The following is a 19306-nucleotide window of genomic DNA, read 5'->3' as shown; positions in this document are numbered from 1 at the left end:
GGCCGCCGGGCGTCCGGCAGCGAGAAGCCCCCCGGGAAGCGAGGGGTCACATCTTCAGAGTAGGTCGATCGGCGGTGACGTAAACGCGGAGAGCGGCGGGAAGTAGTGGCCGCGGCCACCGCCGTACGGGTGATGGCCGGGCGATTACCGGTGCGGGGACGCTCAGGGGGCGTGGGGCGTGGCGGAGACCGTCGGGCGGGAGTGCTCCACGGCGGCCGGCGGAATCGCGCCCGGCTGGTCCACCCCGCTGGTCACGGGCGGCGGCACCGGGTCCTGGCGGTTCGCCGAGGTGCCCCGGTAGACGGCGGAGAAGGCGAGCGCGACCATCCCGACGCCCATCACCAGGGCCAGCAGCCAGGCGACCGGTCGGTGCCAGCGGGCGGCGCCCCGGTAGCCGCCCGGCCCGTAGGGGCCCGAGTCGGCGTCGTCGTCCGGGTCGTAGTCGAGGTCCTGCGGGTCGCGGTGGGCCCTGGAGCGGCCGTACGAGCCGTATTCGCCGTCCGTGGGGCGGCGGCTGCGGCGGGCCCGGCCGGCATCCGTCTGTGCGCGGGCCTCGGCGGCGGCCAGGAGCCGCTCCACGGCGGTGGGTTCATGGACGGTGGCGGCCCGGACGAAATCCTCGTCGAACACCACGGAGGCGAAGTCCTTGTCCGCGCCCCCGCGGTCGTCGTCGGGCTCCCAGCCGTCCTGGAACGGCTTGCCCCCCACGTCGTCCGGCACGGATTCAGCGTAGCCGGGCCGTGACCTTTTGGGCAGGTGCTCCGGAAAGTCGCCGGGCCGGCGCGAGGGGAACATGCGGACGGGTCATGCCCCGCACGCGTCAGGCCGCCGCGGCTACCGGGTGTGGCCGTCGCCGGTGACGATGTACTTCGTCGAGGTCAGCTCCGGCAGACCCATCGGGCCGCGGGCGTGCAGCTTCTGCGTGGAGATGCCGATCTCGGCGCCGAAGCCGAACTGTCCGCCGTCGGTGAAGCGGGTGGAGGCGTTGACGGCGACCGTGGTGGAGTCGACCAGCTGGGTGAACCGGCGGGCGGCCGCCTGCGAGGTGGTCACGATCGCCTCGGTGTGGCCGGAGGACCAGAGGCGGATGTGCGACACCGCCGCGTCCAGCGAGTCCACGACGGCCGCCGCGATGTCGTACGAGAGGTACTCGGTCTCCCAGTCCTCCGTCGTCGCCGCGACCACGGTGGCCTTGGTCCGCTCGGCGTGGGCCAGGACCTGCTCGTCGCCGTGGACGGTGACTCCGGCCTCGGCCAGCGCGTCCAGGGCCAGCGGCAGGAAGGCGTCGGCGACGTCCTTGTGGACGAGCAGCGTCTCGGCGGAGTTGCAGACGCTGGGGCGCTGGGCCTTGGAGTTGATCAGGATGTCGACGGCCATGGTCAGGTCCGTCTCGGCGTCGACGTAGACGTGGCAGTTGCCGGTGCCGGTCTCGATGACGGGGACCGTGGACTCCTCGACGACCGTACGGATCAGCGAGGCGCCGCCGCGCGGGATGAGGACGTCGACCAGGCCGCGGGCCCGCATCAGCTCCCGTACGGAGTCGCGGCTCTCGCCCGGGACGAGCTGCACCGCGTCGGCCGGGAGGCCCGAGCCGCCGACCGCGTCGCGCAGGACGCGGACCAGGGCCGTGTTGGAGGCGTAGGCGGAGGAGGAGCCGCGCAGCAGGACCGCGTTGCCGGACTTCAGGCAGAGGGCGGCGGCGTCCACGGTGACGTTCGGGCGGGCCTCGTAGATGATGCCGACCACGCCGAGCGGGACGCGGACCTGGCGGAGGTCGATGCCGTTGGGCAGCGTGGATCCGCGCACCACCTCGCCGACCGGGTCGGGCAGCGCGGCCACGTCCCGTACGTCGGCGGCGATGGCACGGATGCGCTCCGGAGTGAGGGTGAGCCGGTCGATGATGCCCTCGCCCGTGCCGGCCTCGCGGGCCTTCTCGACGTCCTGTGCGTTGGCCTCGACGATCTCGGCCGTCCGCACTTCCAGCGCGTCGGCGATGGCCAGCAGCGCGTCGTCCTTGGCCGCGCGCGGAAGTGGCGCGATATCGGCAGCGGCGGCACGGGCCCGGTAGGCGGTCTGCGCGACCGGCGAGAGGTTGTCGTAGGGCGAGAGCGTGGTCATGCCCGCAGAGTAATGCGCGCTCTGCGGGTATACGGCACGTATCCCGTGATGCGAGACGGCCGACCCGAGGGACGGACGCCTCGCTCAGGGTCTTTCAGTAGGGGTGAACGCCGACGGGGGCGGCGGGCGGTGGCCCGTACCCCTCGGCGATGCGCTGGTGGTAGGTCTCGCGGTCGATGACTTCGAGGCCGACGATCTTCCACGGTGGCAGCTGGGCGGTGGAGCGGTGCTCGCCCCAGAGCCGCAGCGCGACCGCGGCCGCGTCGTGCAGGTCGCGGGCCTCTTCCCAGTAGCGGATCTCCGCGTGGTCGCCTGCGTAGCGGCTGGTCAGCAGGAAGGGGTGGTCGTGTGCGAGCTGTTCCAGGCCGCGTCTCACCTCCCCCAGCGGTGTCTCGGTCCCCGAGACGCTGAGGGTGATGTGCCACAGCTTCGACTGCGGCCGGTCCTCCTGCTTCGCCGTCACCGGCTCCTGATCGGCGGTGCCTCCCAGGGGCGGGTTCCGGTCGAAATCAGCCCCCGCTCCGACACTCGTCAGGGCGCGGCTGCCCGTGCCTCGGGGCGACGCCCCCGGGCGCGCTCGTCTCACCGGCGGCCTCCTGTGATGTGTTGCTGTGCGGACCCCTGTTTCCCCGCTACAAAGTGGACCAGTCCACGGCATGGTCTGGGGCGGTTTTGGTAAAGGTCCCTGCCCGATGGCGGGACTTTCAGCCGTTTCAGGGGGTGAGGCGGGGCGTGAGGACGACGAGATCGTCCCTGTGTACGACCTCACGTTCGTAGGCGGGTCCCAGTTCACGGGCGAGGTCGCGGGTGGAGCGGCCGAGCAGCTGCGGGATCTCCTTCGCGTCGAAGTTGACGAGTCCGCGGGCGACCGGCGTGCCGCGCAGGTCGCGCAGCTCGACCGGGTCGCCGGCGCTGAACTCGCCTTCGACGGCGGAGATTCCGGCGGGCAGCAGCGAGGTGCGGCGCTCCACCACGGCCCGTACGGCGCCGTCGTCCAGCGTGAGCGCGCCCTGCGGCGTGGAGGCGTGGGCGAGCCAGAGGAGGCGGTCGGCGGAGCGGCGGCCGGTGCGGTGGAAGTACGTACCGGTGTCGCGGCCCGCGAGAGCGTCGGCCGCCCGGCTGGCGGAGGTGAGGACGACCGGCACTCCGGCGGCGGTGGCGATGTTGGCGGCCTCGACCTTGGTGACCATGCCGCCGGTGCCCACGCCCGCCTTGCCGGCGCTGCCGATGGTGACGCCCGCCAGGTCGTCGGGGCCGGTGACCTCGGCGATGCGGGAGGCGCCGGGAGTGCCGGGCGGGCCGTCGTAGAGGCCGTCGACGTCGGAGAGGAGGATCAGGAGGTCGGCGTGGACGAGGTGGGCGACGAGCGCGGCGAGGCGGTCGTTGTCGCCGAAGCGGATCTCGTCGGTGGCGACGGTGTCGTTCTCGTTGACGACCGGGACGGCGCCCATCTCCAGGAGCTTGTCCAGGGTGCTGTAGGCGTTGCGGTAGTGGGCGCGGCGGCTGGTGTCGTCGGCGGTGAGGAGCACCTGGCCGACGCGGACGCCGTACCGCGCGAAGGAGGCGGTGTAGCGGGCCACCAGGAGGCCTTGGCCGACGCTGGCGGCGGCCTGCTGGCGGGCGAGGTCCTTGGGCCTGCGGACCAGGCCGAGCGGTGCGAGCCCGGCGGCGATGGCGCCGCTGGAGACGAGGACGACCTCGCGTTCGCCGCCGTCCCTGACCTTGGCCAGGACGTCGACGAGCGCGTCGACCCGGTCGGCGTCGAGGCCGCCGGACGCGGTGGTGAGCGAGGAGGAGCCGACCTTGACGACGATCCTGCGGGCGCCGGTCACAGCCGCCCGGTGCTCCGACGGCCCGTGCTCCGACGGCCTCTGCTCTGCCACGTGCTTCCTCGCTCTGGATCGCCCCGGTCTCCGGCGGGACGCGGTTCCGCCGCCCCGGCACAGCACAGTACGCGAGCGGCCGCCTCCGCTGCCTGCCGGTTTCGCCCGGTGGACACGCCCTAAGGCGCGTCCCCGATCGCGAGCATCCTGTCCACCACGCGGGCGGCGGCGCGCCCGTCGGAGGGTTCGCAGAAGTCGTCCCGGAATCGTGCGTACTTCTCCTGGTACTCCTCGCTCACCTCGTCGATGTTCCGGATCGCGGCGACCAGGTCCTCGGAGGTCTTGATCAGCGGCCCGGGCGCGCGGGAGGTGAAGTCGAAGTAGAAGCCGCGCAAGGTGTCGCGGTAGTGCTCCAGGTCGTACGTGAAGAAGAGCATCGGCCGCCCGGAGTGCGCGAAGTCGAACAGCACCGAGGAGTAGTCCGTGATCAGCACGTCGGCGATCAGATAGAGGTCGGCGATGTCCGGGTAGTACGTGACGTCGTGGACGAAGCCCTGTCCGGCGCCGGGGATGGAGTCGAGGACCTTGTGGTGCTTGCGGTAGAGCAGTACGTGGTCCTCGCCGAGCTCGCGCCGCGCGGCCTCGACGTCGATCCGGTTGTCCAGCTTGAACCGGCGGCCGCCGTAGCGCTGGTCGTCGCGCCAGGTCGGCGCGTACAGGACGACCTTCTTGTCCGCGGGGATGGAGAGCTTCTTCCGTACGGCCTCGGCGCGCTCGACGCGGTCGGGAGCGTGGAAGACGTCGTTGCGCGGGTAGCCCGCCTCCAGCACCTCGCACCGGAGGCGGAAGGCGTGGGTCATGATCGGGGTGGTGAAGGCGTTCGGCGTGATGAACAGGCTGTACTGGCGCGAGCGTTGCGGCAGGCTCGCGATGTAGGCCAGGTTCGCCTTCGGAGTGCCGAGGAGGTCGGCGCCGATGCGCTTGAGCGGCGTGCCGTGCCAGGTCTGGACGACGACCTGGCCCTCGCGGCGGACGAACCATTCACGGATGCCGCCGTTGGTGACGACGTACCGGCTGCGCGCCAGCGCCTCGTACCACTCCTGGCTGCCCCACTCCACGCCGCGTACGCCGGGCGGCAGGACGACCTGCTGGTCGTGGACCATCACGATGTGCTCGACGTCGGTGCCGCGCCGTTTGAGCTCCTCGTGGACCGCGCGCGGCGAGTCGGAGAACTGCTTGCCGCCGAAACTGTTGTAGAGCACGGCCTCGCGCAACGGCAGCTTGCGCTGCTCGGGCGTGTAGACGTCGCGCATCAGGCGCTGGCGGTAGGCGGCGCGCAGCTCGGGACCGAGGACCGGTCCCGACTCGACGAAGATCCGGTCGAAGTCGACGCGGTCCACGGTGTACGTGCGGTGCTCGCCGCGGTGGACCAGCGGCAGTACGCGGACGAGGTCGGGGCGGAGCGTGACGGGCAGGTCGTGGGTGTGGTCCCACTCGGTGCGCCGGCGCAGCCGTGGCATCCACCGTCCGGCGCGCAGCGGCACGCTGCCCTCGTACGTCGGCATGGCGTCGGGCCGTAGGCGCGCGGTGAAGCGGCCGTCGGCGAAGTCGGCGGGCAGCGGCCGGTCCTCGTTGCGGCCGGTGTGGCGCAGGACCATCGTCATCTGCTCGGCCGGGCCGGTGTAGGTGCCGGAGAGGACCAGTTCGCCGTCGGCGCTCCACTCGACGGCGTCGACGACCGGCTGGACCATGCGCAGCTGCGGAGTGAAGTTCCCGGCGCCGTCGGTGAGGATCGCCAGCTCGCGTCCGCCGGGCAGCGGGTGGACGCCGGTGCGCGGTCGTTCGCCGTTGGTGGCGCGGCGGGTGGTGCCGTCGGCGAAGACGATGAGCGTGCGGTACTTGCGGGAGATGCCGGGCGCGATGCCGTCGACCGGGAGGCCGGCGAGCGGCAGCTCGGCGGTGTGGCGGAACCAGCCGTCGTCGCCGGTGCCGGTCCGCTCCAGCGGCAGATCGGTGGCGAAGCCGGTCGGCTCGTGGTCGATGCGCAGCGCGGTGGGCAGCTTGGCGGCGGGGGCCGTCACGCGGGAGCGGAGGGTGACGGTGAGGGTGTCGCCGTCGCACCCCTGCGCGTCGATCTCGGCGGGGACGACGTCGACGGTGAGCTTGAGGCGGTTGCGGTCGAAGCCGGCGACGAGCCGGACGCCGTCGTCCAGGACGCGGGTGTAGCTGTGTCCGGCGGCGCCGGCGCTGTTCCTGGTGATGCTGCCGACGGACATGCCGCCGGGTCGCGGGATGCCGATGCCCAGGCGCCAGGTGCCGGACTGCCACTGGCCGCGCACCCGCAGCCGGCCCGGGTCGATGCCGATCTCGAAGCCGGACCGGTCGTAGTGGTGGAGCGCGCCCTTGGCCTCGGCGGTGGCGCGGGGCTCCTCGACCGTGCGCAGGCGCAGCGGGATGGTGGAGCGGCTGCCCTGGCGGCGGAGCGCGGCGACGCGCAGCGAGCGTCTGCCGGTGGCTGAGGGGACGTTGGGGATGTAGGCGTAGCCCTTGACGAGGAGCTTGCCGCCTTCCCAGGCGAGGTCCAGGAGCTTGGCGCGTACGGGGAGTTCGCTGCGGGTGAAGTTGCGTACCGAGGACGGGAGCGAGGAGCTCTCGATGCCGGGCAGCTCGATGCGGGCCCGCCGCAGGCCCTTCACGGAGAAGGCGCCGGGGTTCTCCCGCTCGTAGTGGAGCAGCTCCGCCAGCTCCTCGCCGCGCCCGCTGGCCGCCAGGTGCCACTTGACCCGGGCCATCGGCGAGAACTGCCGCACGATCTTGGGAGCCGCTCGGTCCAGGAAGTCCTTGGCCGCGCTGTGGAAGGCGGGGCGCTCCTCGGCCGGGGTCTCGGGGAAGTACTTCATGAGCCGGCTGAGCTCTTCTGGGATCGCTTCGAGGGACGCCACGCGCGGAGAACCTTTCCGAGGGGAAACGTACAGAGGGTGAACCCCTGGACAACGGGGTGCAATTGAGACACCAACAGCGGCTCATGCTTACACCCGGGCGCAGTGTGACGTGAATCACAGAAACGCCCGTACGGGCCCTGCGCGAACGGCCCGGAACCCTCGGAAACCTCTTCGGTCAGACGCGGTGCGCGCGAGGGGTGCGCCAGGCGCTCAGCGCCGTACGACGGGCCTTGCGGACCACGCGACGGGCGAAGGAGACGCGCGGTTTCGGCTGCGGCGGCTCGATCCGCCGGCCGCCGACCCGTTCGGTGACGGTCACCTCGTAGGCGCGCCTGGGAAGCACGGAACCCTTGCCCGCCCTGGCGAAATGCGGGTACGCGAGGAGGATCCGGTCACCCTTGCGGACCACCTCGGGCTCCTTCTTGTCCCGCAGGAAGGCCGCGATGTCGAGCAGCAGGTCGAGCCGTCCGCGAGCGAGCGCGGTGAGCCTCAGCCGCTCGTGGACCTTGAGCCGGTGGCCGAGTTCCGGAGTCCAGTAGGCATCCATCAACGGAGCGGCGAGGGCCATCTTCTCGCGGCGCACGGCTTCGGACTGATTCATCAGTCCGGGTCCGAACTGAGGAAGCAGCGTGATGACGAACGGGCGCACCATGAGCGAATCGCGGCGCGGACCGGCGGGCACCAGGCCGGCGATGAGCTCCATGAGCGCGCGGGCCGAGTCGAAGCGGCGCCGGTGACCGCCCCTCTTGGTCATCTGGTTGCCGTCCTCACGGCCCACCAGGTAGTAGCAGGTGTGGTCGGCGACGACGGAGACGCCGTTGCCGCGCAGATAGGCCTCCATGGTGAACAGGGCGTCCTCGCCCGTCTTCAGCTTCTCGTCGAAGGTCATGCCGAGCCGTACGAGGAGGTCGCGCCGGAACAGCTTCTGCGCGCTCAGCGTGAATTTGATGTTGGACTCATAGAGGTCGGCGCGCTCGACGTTCTCCTTCCACATCGACTTCGCGGCCCCGCGGTTGACGCCGACGATCTTTCCGAGCACCACGTCCGTGCCCGCCCGGTCGCCCATGGCGACCATGCGCTCCAGAGCCTCCTCGCCGAAGTAGTCGTCGGCGTCGAGGAAGAAGACGTACCGGCCGCGAGCGAGCTCCAGGCCGCGGTTGCGCGGGCCGCTGGGGCCGCCGGAGTTGGCCTGCCGGACGACGCGCATCGGGATCGCGGTCCGGGCGGCGAACTCCTCCAGGCAGGCGCCCGTGCCGTCCGTGGAGCCGTCGTCGACCGCGACGATCTCCATGCGCTCGGCGCCGATCGTCTGCGCCTCCACGGACTCCAGACAGCGGACCAGATACGGCATTGCTTCATATGCTCCGATGATCACACTCACATCGGGCTCGTGGTTCGTCCTGGGCATGTCGGCCATATGCACCCGTCGATTTCATCATGAAATAGAACGAATCGCTCGGCTATACGCCTTCGCTGTACCGGGTACGCCGAACGACCCGCACATCTCCTTCCCCTGGAAGACGTACGGGCCGCTGTCGCGTTGCGTGTTTTTCGGACAGTCAGATCGGATGCGCGCCTCAGCGCACCGACGAGGTCCCTTCGATGACCGCGGACTCCGCCGCAGCCTCCATCGCCGTCTCCGGCGCCACGCCGGCGACGGCCACCGCGTCCGGCTCCGCCACGGAACCGGCACCGACCTCGGCCGACCCCTCCAGCTCGCCCGTCACCGCTCCCTCGCCGGTGTCCGCCTCACGGTCCGGAACGGCGATGGCCTGGTCGCCGAGGCGCTGGGAGACACCGGCGTTGCGCGCCTCGGCCTTGGCGGCCAGCGCCCGTACGGCGGCGTTGAACTGCTCCATGGAGGTCGGCTCGTCCGGGCCCAGCAGGTACGTCTTCAGCTCGCGGCGCGCCCCGGCCAGCGTGTCGGCCGCCGGATCAGCGACGGCCGCCAGCAGCTCGTCGAGCTCCTCGGCGCCGTTGGACAGGATGACTCCGGCCCGTACGGCGGTGTTCTGCCGCTTGAACTCCTCGGCTCCGAGCGCGGCGGAGTCGGTGACCGCGTACGGCTTGCCGCTCGCGATGAAGTCGGAGACCACGCTGGAGATGTCCGAGACCATGGCGTCGGACTCGTTGAAGCAGTCGTACAGCTTGGGCTCCGTGCCCACCACCGTGCGGTGCTCCCACCAGCCGAAGGAGCGCCAGTAGGCGTCGTTCCACGCGGCCCGGAGCTGCGCCACCTCGGCCTCGCGGACGGGGTCGGCGAGCGAGACCCGGGACTCCTCGGCCTCGTCCCCGTCGGGGCGGCCCACGGCCGCGAGCTCCGCGAGGCGGGCCTCGATCCGTACCAGCTCGGCCTGGGCGGCGCTCAGGTCGGCGGCCGTCCGCTCGGCCTCCGCGGTCCAGCGCGGCTCGGCGGCGCGCTCGGCGGCCGCCTTCGCCAGCATCGCGCTGATCCTGGCGTCGACGGCCCGGGCCGTGCGGCTGCGGATGCCGGTGAAGGGGTGCGGCTTGTAGATGATGCGGACCGGGTCGTCGGCGGCGAGCAGCCGGCGCACGATGTTCTCGCCCGCCAGGAGCAGCGAGGTGTTGCCGGAGCTGTCGTCCCAGCCCTCCCAGGTGGGGGCGTACAGCACGGTCGGGATGGGGTTCCGAGCCGTTCCGGTCCAGCTCTTGATGGGCTCCAGTTGCGGACGGCCGACCTCGACGATGTCCTCGTCCCGGACCCCGACATCGGCCAGCGCGTACCGGTCGCGGCCTGCGCGGCCGGCCGTCCAGACCTCGTCGTACACCTTGGAGTACGGGTTGACGCTGGCGAGCTTGTCGCTGTCGCCGTGGCCGATGAAGACGTGCTTCATGGTCGGCACGCGCAGGATGTGGATGTTCTTGCCGACGTTGGCCGGATACAGGCAGACGCGGACGGTGGAGAGGTCCAGGTTCATCAGGTGCGTGCCCGCCGGGACGCAGAGAACCGGGACGGAGGTCTCGGCCAGCTGCGCGACCAGACCGCGCTCCCGCATGATGATCAGCGGCCGGCCCTCGACGCGGGCCATGGTCTCCAGCCACATGTTGCCCTGGTAGGCGGACTCGTTGGAGCCGGAGAAGTAGAGCACCACGGTCGGCTGGTACTCGCGCAGCCAGGTGTCGACGGACTTGAGCACTGCGGCGGCCGACGGCACGAGCCGGCCGCGCCGCATGTACGGCAGGAGCGCGACGACGTAGCAGAAGGCCAGCAGCAGCGAGAGCGCGGCTCCGGCGTAGCCGACGGTGTCCTCACCGGTCCCGGCGGCGATCAGGATGCCGGCCATCGCCGGGACGTCGAGGTGCAGCATCTTCTCACCCGCGCGGCGCAGCAGCGCGCCCGGCGGAGCGTCCGGGATGCGTACGGCGTTCAGGTCCACGTTGCGGGTGACGACCGGCATCGTGCGGCGCAGCCGGATCAGGGTCGTCACCGCGCCGTGCGGTGCCTGGAGACCGTAGAAGATCAGGAAGCAGGCGACCGCCGTGTAGAACAGCGGCTCCTGGGCGAGGCCGAGGCGGGCCAGCAGCAGAACGAGCATCAGCTCGCGCACCAGGAAGCGGATGGACAGTCCGGCCCGGACCTTGCCGAGCCGGTTGATCAGGTAGCTCCCCCGTTGGTGCAGATACCAGTCCGCGGCATAGGTGACAGCCGCGGCCGCCGCGAAGAACCAGATGTTCGGAATGAGCGCCGCCAGCATGACGCAGGGGTATCCGAGCGCGAGCAGCAATGCTGCCGCGAGCTCTGACCTGCTGCCCACACGGGCCAGGCGAATAGCTGTCGAAATCACGAAGAACCTGCTCCAGGGGGGTGCCGGTCGGATTCACGCACGGGGAAAGTGTGACGATATGACTTCACGAACACGGGCCTCTGTCGTCGCGCTAAGCGATGACAGAGGCCCGTATACACACAATGGTCAAGAATTATTACACATCCCCTTGACGGTCCAGCGCATACGCCAGCGCCTGTTCGAACCCGGAGGAGGCGGAGGCTTCCGCCGTCGGATCCTGCTGCCGTACGTCGATGACATGACCGGTCATCGTGGAGAGCAGCACGTCCAGCGAGGTGCGCGCCACGGCCTCCGAGGAGAGCAGCGAGCCCACCGGTTCCTGGCCGAAAGCCCTGGTGCGCATCGGCGTCGCGGTCCGCTCCGGATTGACGCAGTTGACCCGGATCCCCTCGCCCGCCCACTCGTCGGCGAGCGCCTGGGTCAGGTTGACCATCGCGGCCTTGGTGGAGGAGTAGAGGCTGTACTCGGCGCGGCCGCGCGTGTAGCTGCTGGAGGTGTAGAGCAGCAGCTGGCCGTGGGTCTCGACGAGGTACTTGTAGGAGGCGCGCGCGATCTGGACGGGGGCCAGGTAGTTGACGTTCAGGGCTTCCTGGATCGTCGCGTTGTCCGTCTCGGCCAGCTTGCCGATGCGCAGGACGCCGGCGGTGTTGATGACGTGGTCGATGCGGCCGGTCTCGGCGTGCGCCTTGGCGAGCGCCTCGTCGATGTGGACCGGGTTCTCCACGTGCGTACCGGTGGTGGAGCGGCCCAGCGCGTAGACGCTCGCGCCGTAGCTCTCGGCCAGCCGCGCGATGTCGGCGCCGATCCCGTACGAACCGCCGAAGACGACGAGGGTCTTGCCGGAGAGCAGCTCGCGGTAGGCGTCCTCGCCGGCCTGGCGCGGAGCGGCGGTGGAGGCGAGCTGGAAGAGCTTGTCGGTGATGAAGACGTCGACCGGCTGGGTCACCTTCATGTTGTACTCGTCGCCCGCGACCACATGGATCGGCACGTCGGGAAGGTACTTGAGGACCACCGAACAGTCGTCGGTGGCCTGGAAGTTGGGGTCTCCGGCCGCGATCCTGTACGCCTTGCGGATCGTGGAGAGCTTGAACGCCTGCGGGGTCTGGCCGCGGCGCAGCCGGGAACGGTCGGGAACCTCGGTGATGAACTCCCCGTCATCGCCGTGGGTGCGGGTCACGATGATCGTGTCCGCCGACGGGATGGCGACGTCGACGGCCTGGTAGCGGTCGAGGGCGTCGACACAGTCCCTGATCACCCGCTGTGACAGCAGCGGGCGCACCGCGTCGTGGAAGAGGACGTTGTGGTCCTCACCCTCGGCCAGCCCCTCGCCGAGGGCCGCGATGGCGCGCTCGGTGGTCTCGTTGCGGGTGGAGCCGCCTTCGATGATCCGGGTGACCTTGGTCAGTCCGGCCCTGGCGACGATCTTCTCGACGTCCGGCACGAAGCCGGGCGCCATCAGAACGATGACGTCGTCGATGTCCTCGGCGTTCTCGAAGATGGTCAGCGTGTGTTCGATGACCGCCTTGCCGGCGATCTTCAGCAGCTGCTTGGGGATCGACAGTCCCACGCGCTGTCCCGTACCACCGGCGAGCACGACCGCTGTGGTCCGGGGCTTGGCTTCGTGCGGCTCAGACACAGACGACCTACCTTGCTATGACGGGGGAACAGCGCGATGCTCGCACTCTCCGTGACCGTCTCGCAAGGCGGACGCCGTCCGGCGCCGGTCCCGCGGAAACCCGCAGTTCACGCTCTGGCCAGGGAGGTTGGACGGGCCGGGTCCGGTACGGGAGTGATCCGATCCACAGAGATGTTGCATAATCTGCACATCTGCGGGTCTTGCGCCCGGCCGGGAGGGGCCGGTATCGGGCCTGAGGCCACCGGACGGCCCGGCTCCAGGCGGAGCCGGGCCGTCCGGTCGTGAAACCGAAGCTCCCTAGAAGGGGTCGAACTCGTCGTACTCCTTCTCGGCGTCGTCACGCTCCGCATCGCGCTCCCGGCGGCGCTGCGCGGCCGGACGCGGCTCCTCCAGGCGGTGGTCCTCACCACGGCGGCCGAGCATCTCGGCGCCGGCCGTCACGGTCGGCTCCCAGTCGAAGACGACCGCGTTCTCCTCGGGGCCGATCGCCACACCGTCGCCGGCCCGGGCGCCCGCCTTCATCAGGGCGTCCTCGACACCGAGGCGGTTGAGCCGGTCCGCGAGGTAACCGACGGCCTCGTCGTTGTTGAAGTCGGTCTGGCGCACCCAGCGCTCGGGCTTCTCGCCGCGTACGCGGTAGATGCCGTCGTCGTCCAGGGTGACGGTGAAGCCCGCGTCGTCGACGGCCTTGGGACGGATGACGATGCGGGTCGCCTCCTCCTTCGGCTTGGCGGCACGCGCCTCGGCGATGATCCCGGCGAGCGCGAAGCTCAGCTCCCTGAGGCCCTTGTGCGCGATGGCGGAGACCTCGAAGACCTGGTAGCCGCGGGCCTCCAGGTCCGGGCGGATCATGTCCGCGAGGTCCTGGCCGTCGGGAATGTCGACCTTGTTGAGCGCGACGATGCGGGGCCGGTTCTCCAGGCCGCCGTACTGACGCAGCTCCTCCTCGATGATGTCGAGGTCGGAGACGGGGTCGCGGTCGGACTCCAGCGTGGCGGTGTCCAGGACGTGCACGAGGACCGAGCAGCGCTCGACATGGCGCAGGAACTCCAGGCCGAGGCCCTTGCCCTGGCTGGCGCCCGGAATGAGGCCCGGCACGTCGGCGATGGTGTAGACGGTGGAGCCGGCGGTGACGACGCCGAGGTTCGGGACGAGCGTGGTGAACGGGTAGTCCGCGATCTTCGGCTTGGCGGCGGAGAGCACCGAGATCAGCGAGGACTTGCCGGCGCTCGGGTAGCCGACGAGCGCCACGTCGGCGACGGTCTTGAGCTCCAGGACGATGTCCCGGCTCTCACCGGGCTCGCCGAGCAGCGCGAAGCCGGGCGCCTTGCGGCGGGCGGAGGCGAGCGCCGCGTTGCCGAGGCCGCCGCGGCCGCCCTGTCCGGCGACGAAGGTGGTGCCCTGGCCGACGAGGTCGGCGAGCACGTTGCCGGCCTTGTCCAGGACGACGGTGCCGTCGGGCACGGGCAGGACCAGGTCCTGGCCGTCCTTGCCGGAGCGGTTGTCACCGGCGCCGGGCTGGCCGTTGGTGGCCTTGCGGTGGGGGCTGTGGTGGTAGTCGAGCAGCGTGGTCACGGACTGCTCGACGACGAGGATCACATCGCCGCCGCGTCCGCCGTTGCCCCCGTCGGGGCCGCCCAGCGGCTTGAACTTCTCACGGTGTACGGAGGCGCAGCCGTGGCCTCCGTTACCCGCGGCGGCATGCAGCTCGACGCGGTCCACGAAGGTGGTCATGGTTGGTGCCTCCAGGTGAGCAGGTGCAGGTACAGCGGAAAAAGCGGAATTGTCTCTGTCGTAACACGCCGAGGGCGGACCCGCTTCCCCGGTTGCCGGGAAAGCTGAGATCCGCCCTCGGAAGGTGCTGTGTGCCGTTACGCGCGCGCTGAAGAAGAACTCAGACGGCGAGCGGAACGATGTTCACGACCTTGCGGCCACGGTGCGTACCGAACTCCACCGCACCGGCGGTCAGCGCGAACAGCGTGTCGTCGCCGCCACGGCCGACGCCCGTGCCCGGGTGGAAGTGGGTGCCACGCTGGCGGACCAGGATCTCACCGGCGTTGACGGCCTGACCGCCGAAGCGCTTCACGCCGAGCCGCTGAGCATTGGAATCGCGCCCGTTCCGAGTGGACGATGCGCCCTTCTTGTGTGCCATGTGTTCTCAGTCCCTTACTTCGCAGCCGCGGGGATACCGGTGACCTTGATCGCCGTGTACTGCTGGCGGTGACCCTGGCGACGGCGGTAGCCGGTCTTGTTCTTGTAGCGAAGGATGTCGATCTTCGCGCCCTTGTGGTGGTCCACGACCTCGGCCGTGACCTTGATGCCGTCCAGCACCCACGGGTCGCTGGTGACCGCGTCGCCGTCGACAACGAGCAGGGTCGAGAGCTCGACCGTGTCGCCAACCTTGGCAGTGGAAATCTTGTCAACCTCAACGATGTCGCCGACAGCAACCTTGTGCTGGCGACCACCGCTGCGCACGATGGCGTACACGCGGATCTCTCTCTCGCTCGGAACGGATCCCCTGATGCCAGCCGCTCGCACGGGCCGGGGCCCGGGACGATCCGGAAGGATGAGCGGCCTCTCCTGGCGGACGGCGCGGACACCGACCGTTACCGGGAGGGATGTGCTCAGGGGTAGGCGTGTACGGAAACACACCGAGGGTCAAGGTTACGGGGCCGGGGTGTGGGGGTCAAACCGGGGTGGCGGACCTGTTGCAGCTCTCCTGGAGCCGTGGGCACACCTATGCTTTCCGGGCCAGTCAGCTCTCCGGAAGGCACACACCGTGAACTACAGGGTCCAGCCCACCGCCCAGGTCGACGAGAGTGCCAAGATCGGCGCCGGCAGCAGCGTCTGGGAGCTGGCGCAGATCCGCGAGGGCGCGAAGCTCGGCGAGGGGTGCGTTGTCGGCCGCGGCGCCTACGTCGGCACCGGCGTCCGCATCGGCGACAACGTCAAGATCCAGAACTACGCCCTCGTCTACGAGCCCGCCGAGCTCGGCGACGGCGTCTTCGTCGGCCCGGCGGTGGTCCTCACCAACGACCAGTACCCGCGCTCGGTGGACCCCGACGGCCGGCAGAAGCGCGGCGGCGACTGGGAGGCGGTCGGCGTGAAGGTCGCCGAGGGCGCGTCGCTCGGTGCGCGGTCCGTCTGTGTCGCGCCGGTACGGATCGGCCGGTGGGCCATGGTCGCGGCCGGTGCCGTGGTGACCAAGGACGTCCCGGACTTCGCGCTGGTCGTCGGCGTACCGGCGCGGCGGATCGGCTGGGTGGGCCGCAGCGGTGTGCGCCTGGTGGCCCGCGAGGACGAGCCGGGCGTGTGGGAGTGCCCGCAGGGCGGGACGGTGTACGAGGAGGAGGACGGGGTCCTCAGGGAGCGGGCCGCGTAAACCCTCGGAGAAGGTGAACGGGCCCGCTTCCTGGGGCCTACCGCTCAGCTCTCCAGCAGCAGCCGGTCGAACCCGGGGCTGATCACCGACCAGTCCCAGGTGGCCAGCGAGTGCTTCGCCGCCTCGGCCGTCGCCTCGCGCCAGGTCTCCTCCGTGGCCGTCAGCGCGAGGATGCGGTCGGCGGCCTCCTGCGGTGAGGCGACCACCCAGTCGGCGGGGAAGAGCGTGCGGGCACCGTGCTCCCTGCCCGCGAAGAACGGCCAGTCGCGGACGACCGGCAGCGCACCGCTGACCGCGCCTTCGACCAGGCCGCAGTGGAAGCTCTCGCGCACCGAGCTGCTGAGGATCACGCCGACCTCGGTGAGCGCGCCCGGCACATCCTCCGTACGCCCGAGCAGCTGAACCGCCCCGCCGGGCTCCAGCTCCGCCAGGTCGCCTCGGAGCAGATCGTCGTAGGCGCGGGCCGCGGCGCTGGCCTTGCGGTCCAGGCCGTTGCCGATGACGACCAGCCGGTAGCGCTCGTCCCGCTCCCGCAGCAGCCGCAGCACCTCGACGGCCCAGCGCGGGTCCTTGGCGACGACGCCCGCACCGATCAGGCCGACGGTGAAGCGGACGTCGGCGCCGCTCTTCTCCCGCTGGAACCGCTCCAGGTCCATGGCGTTGGCGATGACGTGCAGCGCCGGCGCGTCCGGCTCCCGCAGGCGCGGCAGGCAGTCGACGACCAGGTCGCGCAGGTGGTCCCCGACGAAGACCAGGTCGTCGACGCGGTCCAGGTCCATCAGGTGCGGCCAGAGAGTGAACGCCTCGTAGCTGTGCAGCCGTACGACGATCCGCGTGGTACCCGGGTCGACCAGCGTGAACAGGGCCGCCGCGTTGGTGCACCAGTCGACGAACACCGTGTCCGCCCACTCCAGGTGAGGCCGGAGCGCCTTCTCGGCCTGCTCACCGAGCGTGGCCGCGCCGCCGAGCGCGTGCTCCATCATCCGCTGCGCGCCGCGCGCGAGCGGCCGCAGCGTCTCGTCCTCCTTGACCTCCAGGAAGCGGATCTCGACGCCCGGGTGGTCGGCGTACCGGTCGCGGATCGGCTGCAGGAAGTTGGCGTTGGAGTACGTCGTGACCAGCAGCCGCAGCGGCCGGCCGGCCGGTGGGGCGGCGGCGGGCAGCGCGCGGCCGCGCGGCGCGGTCAACGCCTGGAACGCCGTGCTCGCGCGGAACGGTGCCAGATAGCCGGCCGGGTCCTCGGCCAGCGGCGAGGCGAGCGAGTCGAAGTGGACGGCCCGCGGGAAGGCGAGGGTGAGCGCCGAGGAGAGCGAGGCCGCGGCCATCTTCGCCTCGCCCTTCGCGTGGTGCCGGTCGGCGACCGAAAGCGCCGCCTCGTACGCGGACCGGCGCAGCTCCGCGTCGTCGTGCCCGCGCTCCAGGTCCGCGCGGGCGGCCTCGGCGAGCAGCTCCGCGCGGATCGCCCGGTCGGCGGTGAGCCGCGCGGCGTCCCGCAGCACCAGGGTGGCGCCGGCCTTGCGGCCGCCTTCGGCCATGCTGAGGCTGACGCGCCGGGCCAGCTTGGCCCGCAGCCGGTCCGGCATCTTCGGTGCGACCACCGCGCCGCGCCACGACTTGGCGCCGAGCGTGGTGCGCAGGACGGCCGGTGAGGAGGCGCGGCGCAGCGCACCGCCGGCCACGCGCCGGACACCGCGTTGGGTGGAGCGGGCGGCGGTGGCCGGGGTCGGCACGGACCGGGCGACGGCTCGCAGCGCGTAGTGCACCGGGCGCTCGCGGCGGTCCTCGACGGCCTTGAGGGCGGGCACGATGCCGAAGACGGCGTGGGCCCGGCGGTTCAGCTGGGCCAGCCGCCACACCGTGTAGACGGCGGAGGCGTCCAGCGCGACCAGGACATGGGCCCGGCGGCCCGAGCCGCGCACCTGCCGGTCGCGTTCGGCCGAGGCCCAGACGCGGCGCGGGGCGGAGAGCTTGGCCACGCGCTTCTCGAACATCCGGCCGCGCTCGGCGGCCGCCTCCTTGAGGGAGCGCAGCCCGGTCAGTTCGAGACCGGGGTCGATGTCGTCCGGCGCGAAGAGGCCCGCCAGTTCGACGGTGGCGCCCGCCGCGCGGAACTTCTCCAGCGACGCCTTGAGGACCGCGGCCTGCGGCCGCGTTCCGGCGATCAGAAGTACGTGCGTCATACGGAGAGGTCCTCCACCTCATGGGTGCCGGTGGCCGTGGACGCCGTTCCGGAGCCCTGGTCGCCGTCGGAGCCCGGGACGGCCTGGCGGATGAGACGGCGGACGGCGGGGCCGAGCTGGGCCGCTCGCGCGTACTGCGCCGCGTGGAGCCTGGCCGCCGTCCGGTCCTCCTCGCTCGCCTCGACGGCGAGCTTCGCCGCACGGGAGTAGCCGGCGGCCAGCTCCTCCTCGTCGAAGCCGGTGGCTCCGGTCCACAGCGGATGGCCGGTCATCACGGTGGTCGCGTCGTGCTCCACCGCGTGCGCGGACATGACCGGCAGGCCGGTCGCGGCGTACTCGTACACCTTGCCGGAGGTCATGTACTTCCCGCCCATGATCATCATCAGCAGGACGTCCCAGCCCGCGAAGATGTCCGGCACCTCGGCCTTGGGCGCCGGTCCTCCGAAGCTCACCTCTTCGCCACGGGCGTGCGCCTGACGGATCATCTCCATATGGGCGTTGGCCTCGCGGGTCGCTCCGGAGCCGATCTGGCCGCGGATCTCCAGCCGGGAGCGGGCGACGAGCGGGTCCCGTTCGCGGGCGATGCGCCAGCCGTCGAGAACGGCCTTGAGGATGCGCGGCGGTGAGGTCACCACACCGAGGTGACCGAAGGTCAGGCCGGCCTCGGGGTCGGGGACGCGGGTCCGGTCCGGGACGCTGTCCTCGTCGTAACCGTTGCGCACGACGTGGACGCGGTCGGCCAGATCGGGGTGGCGCTCGCGGTACCACTCGGCGATCGGGTCGTTCACCAGCCACAGGGAGAGTGCGTGGCTCAGCACCTTGCGCTCCCACACTCCGGACGGCGACTCGGCGGTGAAGGCTTCGCCGCCCTCGATGACGTCGACGGACCAGCCGTCCCGGAAGTCGATCGCGTACGGAACCTGGTGCGTCTCCCACAGGTGCAGGGCCGCGGCCATGTTCACGTACGGCACGCAGGTCGCGAGGACGAGGTCCACGGGCTTGTCCCGGTGGATACGCTCGACCGCGCGTTCCAGGTCGGCCTTCCAGGCGCCGTAGATCGGCTCGGGAAAATCGTTCATCCCTTTCCTGCGGTACGCGGCGGCCCACTGCGTCGGCCGCAGTGCGCGGTCCTCGGAGAATTTCCGGATATCGGTTTCCAGGTCCTCGCGCACCAGCGGAAGCTTCACGACACGTACGCGCGGATCGACCCGCTCGGAGAGCGTGTGGTCAAGGCCGAAGTCCCGCTCCCAGGACTCGTCGGCAATGGTCACCACCGTGACGTCCCAGCCTTGCGAGACGAATTGGTTGGCTGTTTCACGCATTCGGTAGGCGCAGCTCTTCGCAGCCGGGGGAAACCCGATCGCCAGGTAGATCACATGGTGGGGAACAGGGGTGTTAGACACGTCAAAAACGCTAGCA

14 protein-coding genes are annotated in these 19306 nt (G+C 70.9%); 1 reads left to right on the top strand and 13 read right to left on the bottom strand.

The window, feature by feature from the left end; genetic code table 11:
• Positions 1–162: 162 nt before the first annotated feature.
• The 11 genes from ABZ267_RS12935 to rplU form a co-directional block, all read right to left on the bottom strand.
• Entirely contained in the window at positions 163–720 is a 558-nt protein-coding gene (locus tag ABZ267_RS12935) for a hypothetical protein (protein ID WP_356750287.1), read from the bottom strand.
• 114 nt (positions 721–834) lie between these two features.
• Positions 835–2118, bottom strand: coding sequence for a glutamate-5-semialdehyde dehydrogenase (locus ABZ267_RS12930; protein WP_356750285.1), 1284 nt, complete (start codon positions 2116–2118; stop codon positions 835–837).
• 94 nt (positions 2119–2212) lie between these two features.
• Positions 2213–2704, bottom strand: coding sequence for a hypothetical protein (locus ABZ267_RS12925; protein ID WP_356750283.1), 492 nt, complete (start codon positions 2702–2704; stop codon positions 2213–2215).
• Positions 2705–2831: 127 nt separating this feature from the next.
• Entirely contained in the window at positions 2832–3950 is a 1119-nt protein-coding gene (gene proB / locus ABZ267_RS12920; protein WP_356750443.1) for a glutamate 5-kinase, read from the bottom strand.
• 170 nt (positions 3951–4120) lie between these two features.
• Positions 4121–6883 carry a CDP-glycerol glycerophosphotransferase family protein gene (locus ABZ267_RS12915; RefSeq protein WP_356750281.1) on the bottom strand — a complete coding sequence of 921 codons (2763 nt, stop codon included), beginning with the start codon at positions 6881–6883 and terminating at the stop codon, positions 4121–4123.
• Positions 6884–7058: 175 nt separating this feature from the next.
• Positions 7059–8300 (bottom strand): glycosyltransferase, encoded by a 1242-nt coding sequence (locus ABZ267_RS12910; RefSeq protein ID WP_356750279.1) that lies wholly within the window; start codon positions 8298–8300, stop codon positions 7059–7061.
• A 160-nt stretch (positions 8301–8460) separates the two neighbouring features.
• Entirely contained in the window at positions 8461–10599 is a 2139-nt protein-coding gene (locus ABZ267_RS12905; protein WP_356750277.1) for a hypothetical protein, read from the bottom strand.
• 226 nt (positions 10600–10825) lie between these two features.
• Complete coding sequence (locus tag ABZ267_RS12900) at positions 10826–12325, bottom strand: bifunctional cytidylyltransferase/SDR family oxidoreductase (protein WP_356750275.1); 1500 nt, start codon at positions 12323–12325, stop codon at positions 10826–10828.
• Between the two features lie 297 nt (positions 12326–12622).
• A complete protein-coding gene (gene obgE / locus ABZ267_RS12895; RefSeq protein ID WP_356750273.1) occupies positions 12623–14059 on the bottom strand; it encodes a GTPase ObgE in 1437 nt (478 codons plus the stop codon).
• Positions 14060–14219: 160 nt separating this feature from the next.
• Positions 14220–14477 (bottom strand): 50S ribosomal protein L27, encoded by a 258-nt coding sequence (gene rpmA, locus ABZ267_RS12890; RefSeq protein ID WP_015608479.1) that lies wholly within the window; start codon positions 14475–14477, stop codon positions 14220–14222.
• Between the two features lie 14 nt (positions 14478–14491).
• The gene (rplU, locus tag ABZ267_RS12885) at positions 14492–14812 is read right to left on the bottom strand and encodes a 50S ribosomal protein L21 (protein WP_018487143.1); all 321 of its coding nucleotides are present in this window, start codon (positions 14810–14812) and stop codon (positions 14492–14494) included.
• Between the two features lie 292 nt (positions 14813–15104).
• Here rplU and ABZ267_RS12880 point away from each other — a divergent pair, with 292 nt between their 5' ends.
• A complete protein-coding gene (locus ABZ267_RS12880) occupies positions 15105–15707 on the top strand; it encodes an acyltransferase (protein WP_356750271.1) in 603 nt (200 codons plus the stop codon).
• A 44-nt stretch (positions 15708–15751) separates the two neighbouring features.
• Here the strand turns inward: ABZ267_RS12880 and ABZ267_RS12875 are convergent, their stop codons facing one another.
• Positions 15752–17887: a hypothetical protein gene (locus tag ABZ267_RS12875; RefSeq protein ID WP_356750269.1), complete on the bottom strand. Its 2136-nt coding sequence runs from the start codon at positions 17885–17887 to the stop codon at positions 15752–15754.
• Positions 17884–19290: a glycosyltransferase gene (locus ABZ267_RS12870; protein ID WP_356750267.1), complete on the bottom strand. Its 1407-nt coding sequence runs from the start codon at positions 19288–19290 to the stop codon at positions 17884–17886. The genes ABZ267_RS12875 and ABZ267_RS12870 overlap by 4 nt, the downstream gene beginning before the upstream one ends.
• Positions 19291–19306: the final 16 nt, after the last annotated feature.

Origin of the sequence: Streptomyces sp. NPDC006174, assembly GCF_040614075.1 — a bacterium.
Classification (GTDB): domain Bacteria; phylum Actinomycetota; class Actinomycetes; order Streptomycetales; family Streptomycetaceae; genus Streptomyces.
Note: the sequence above shows the minus strand (reverse complement) of the source record. Positions and strands in the feature narration are given on the sequence as shown.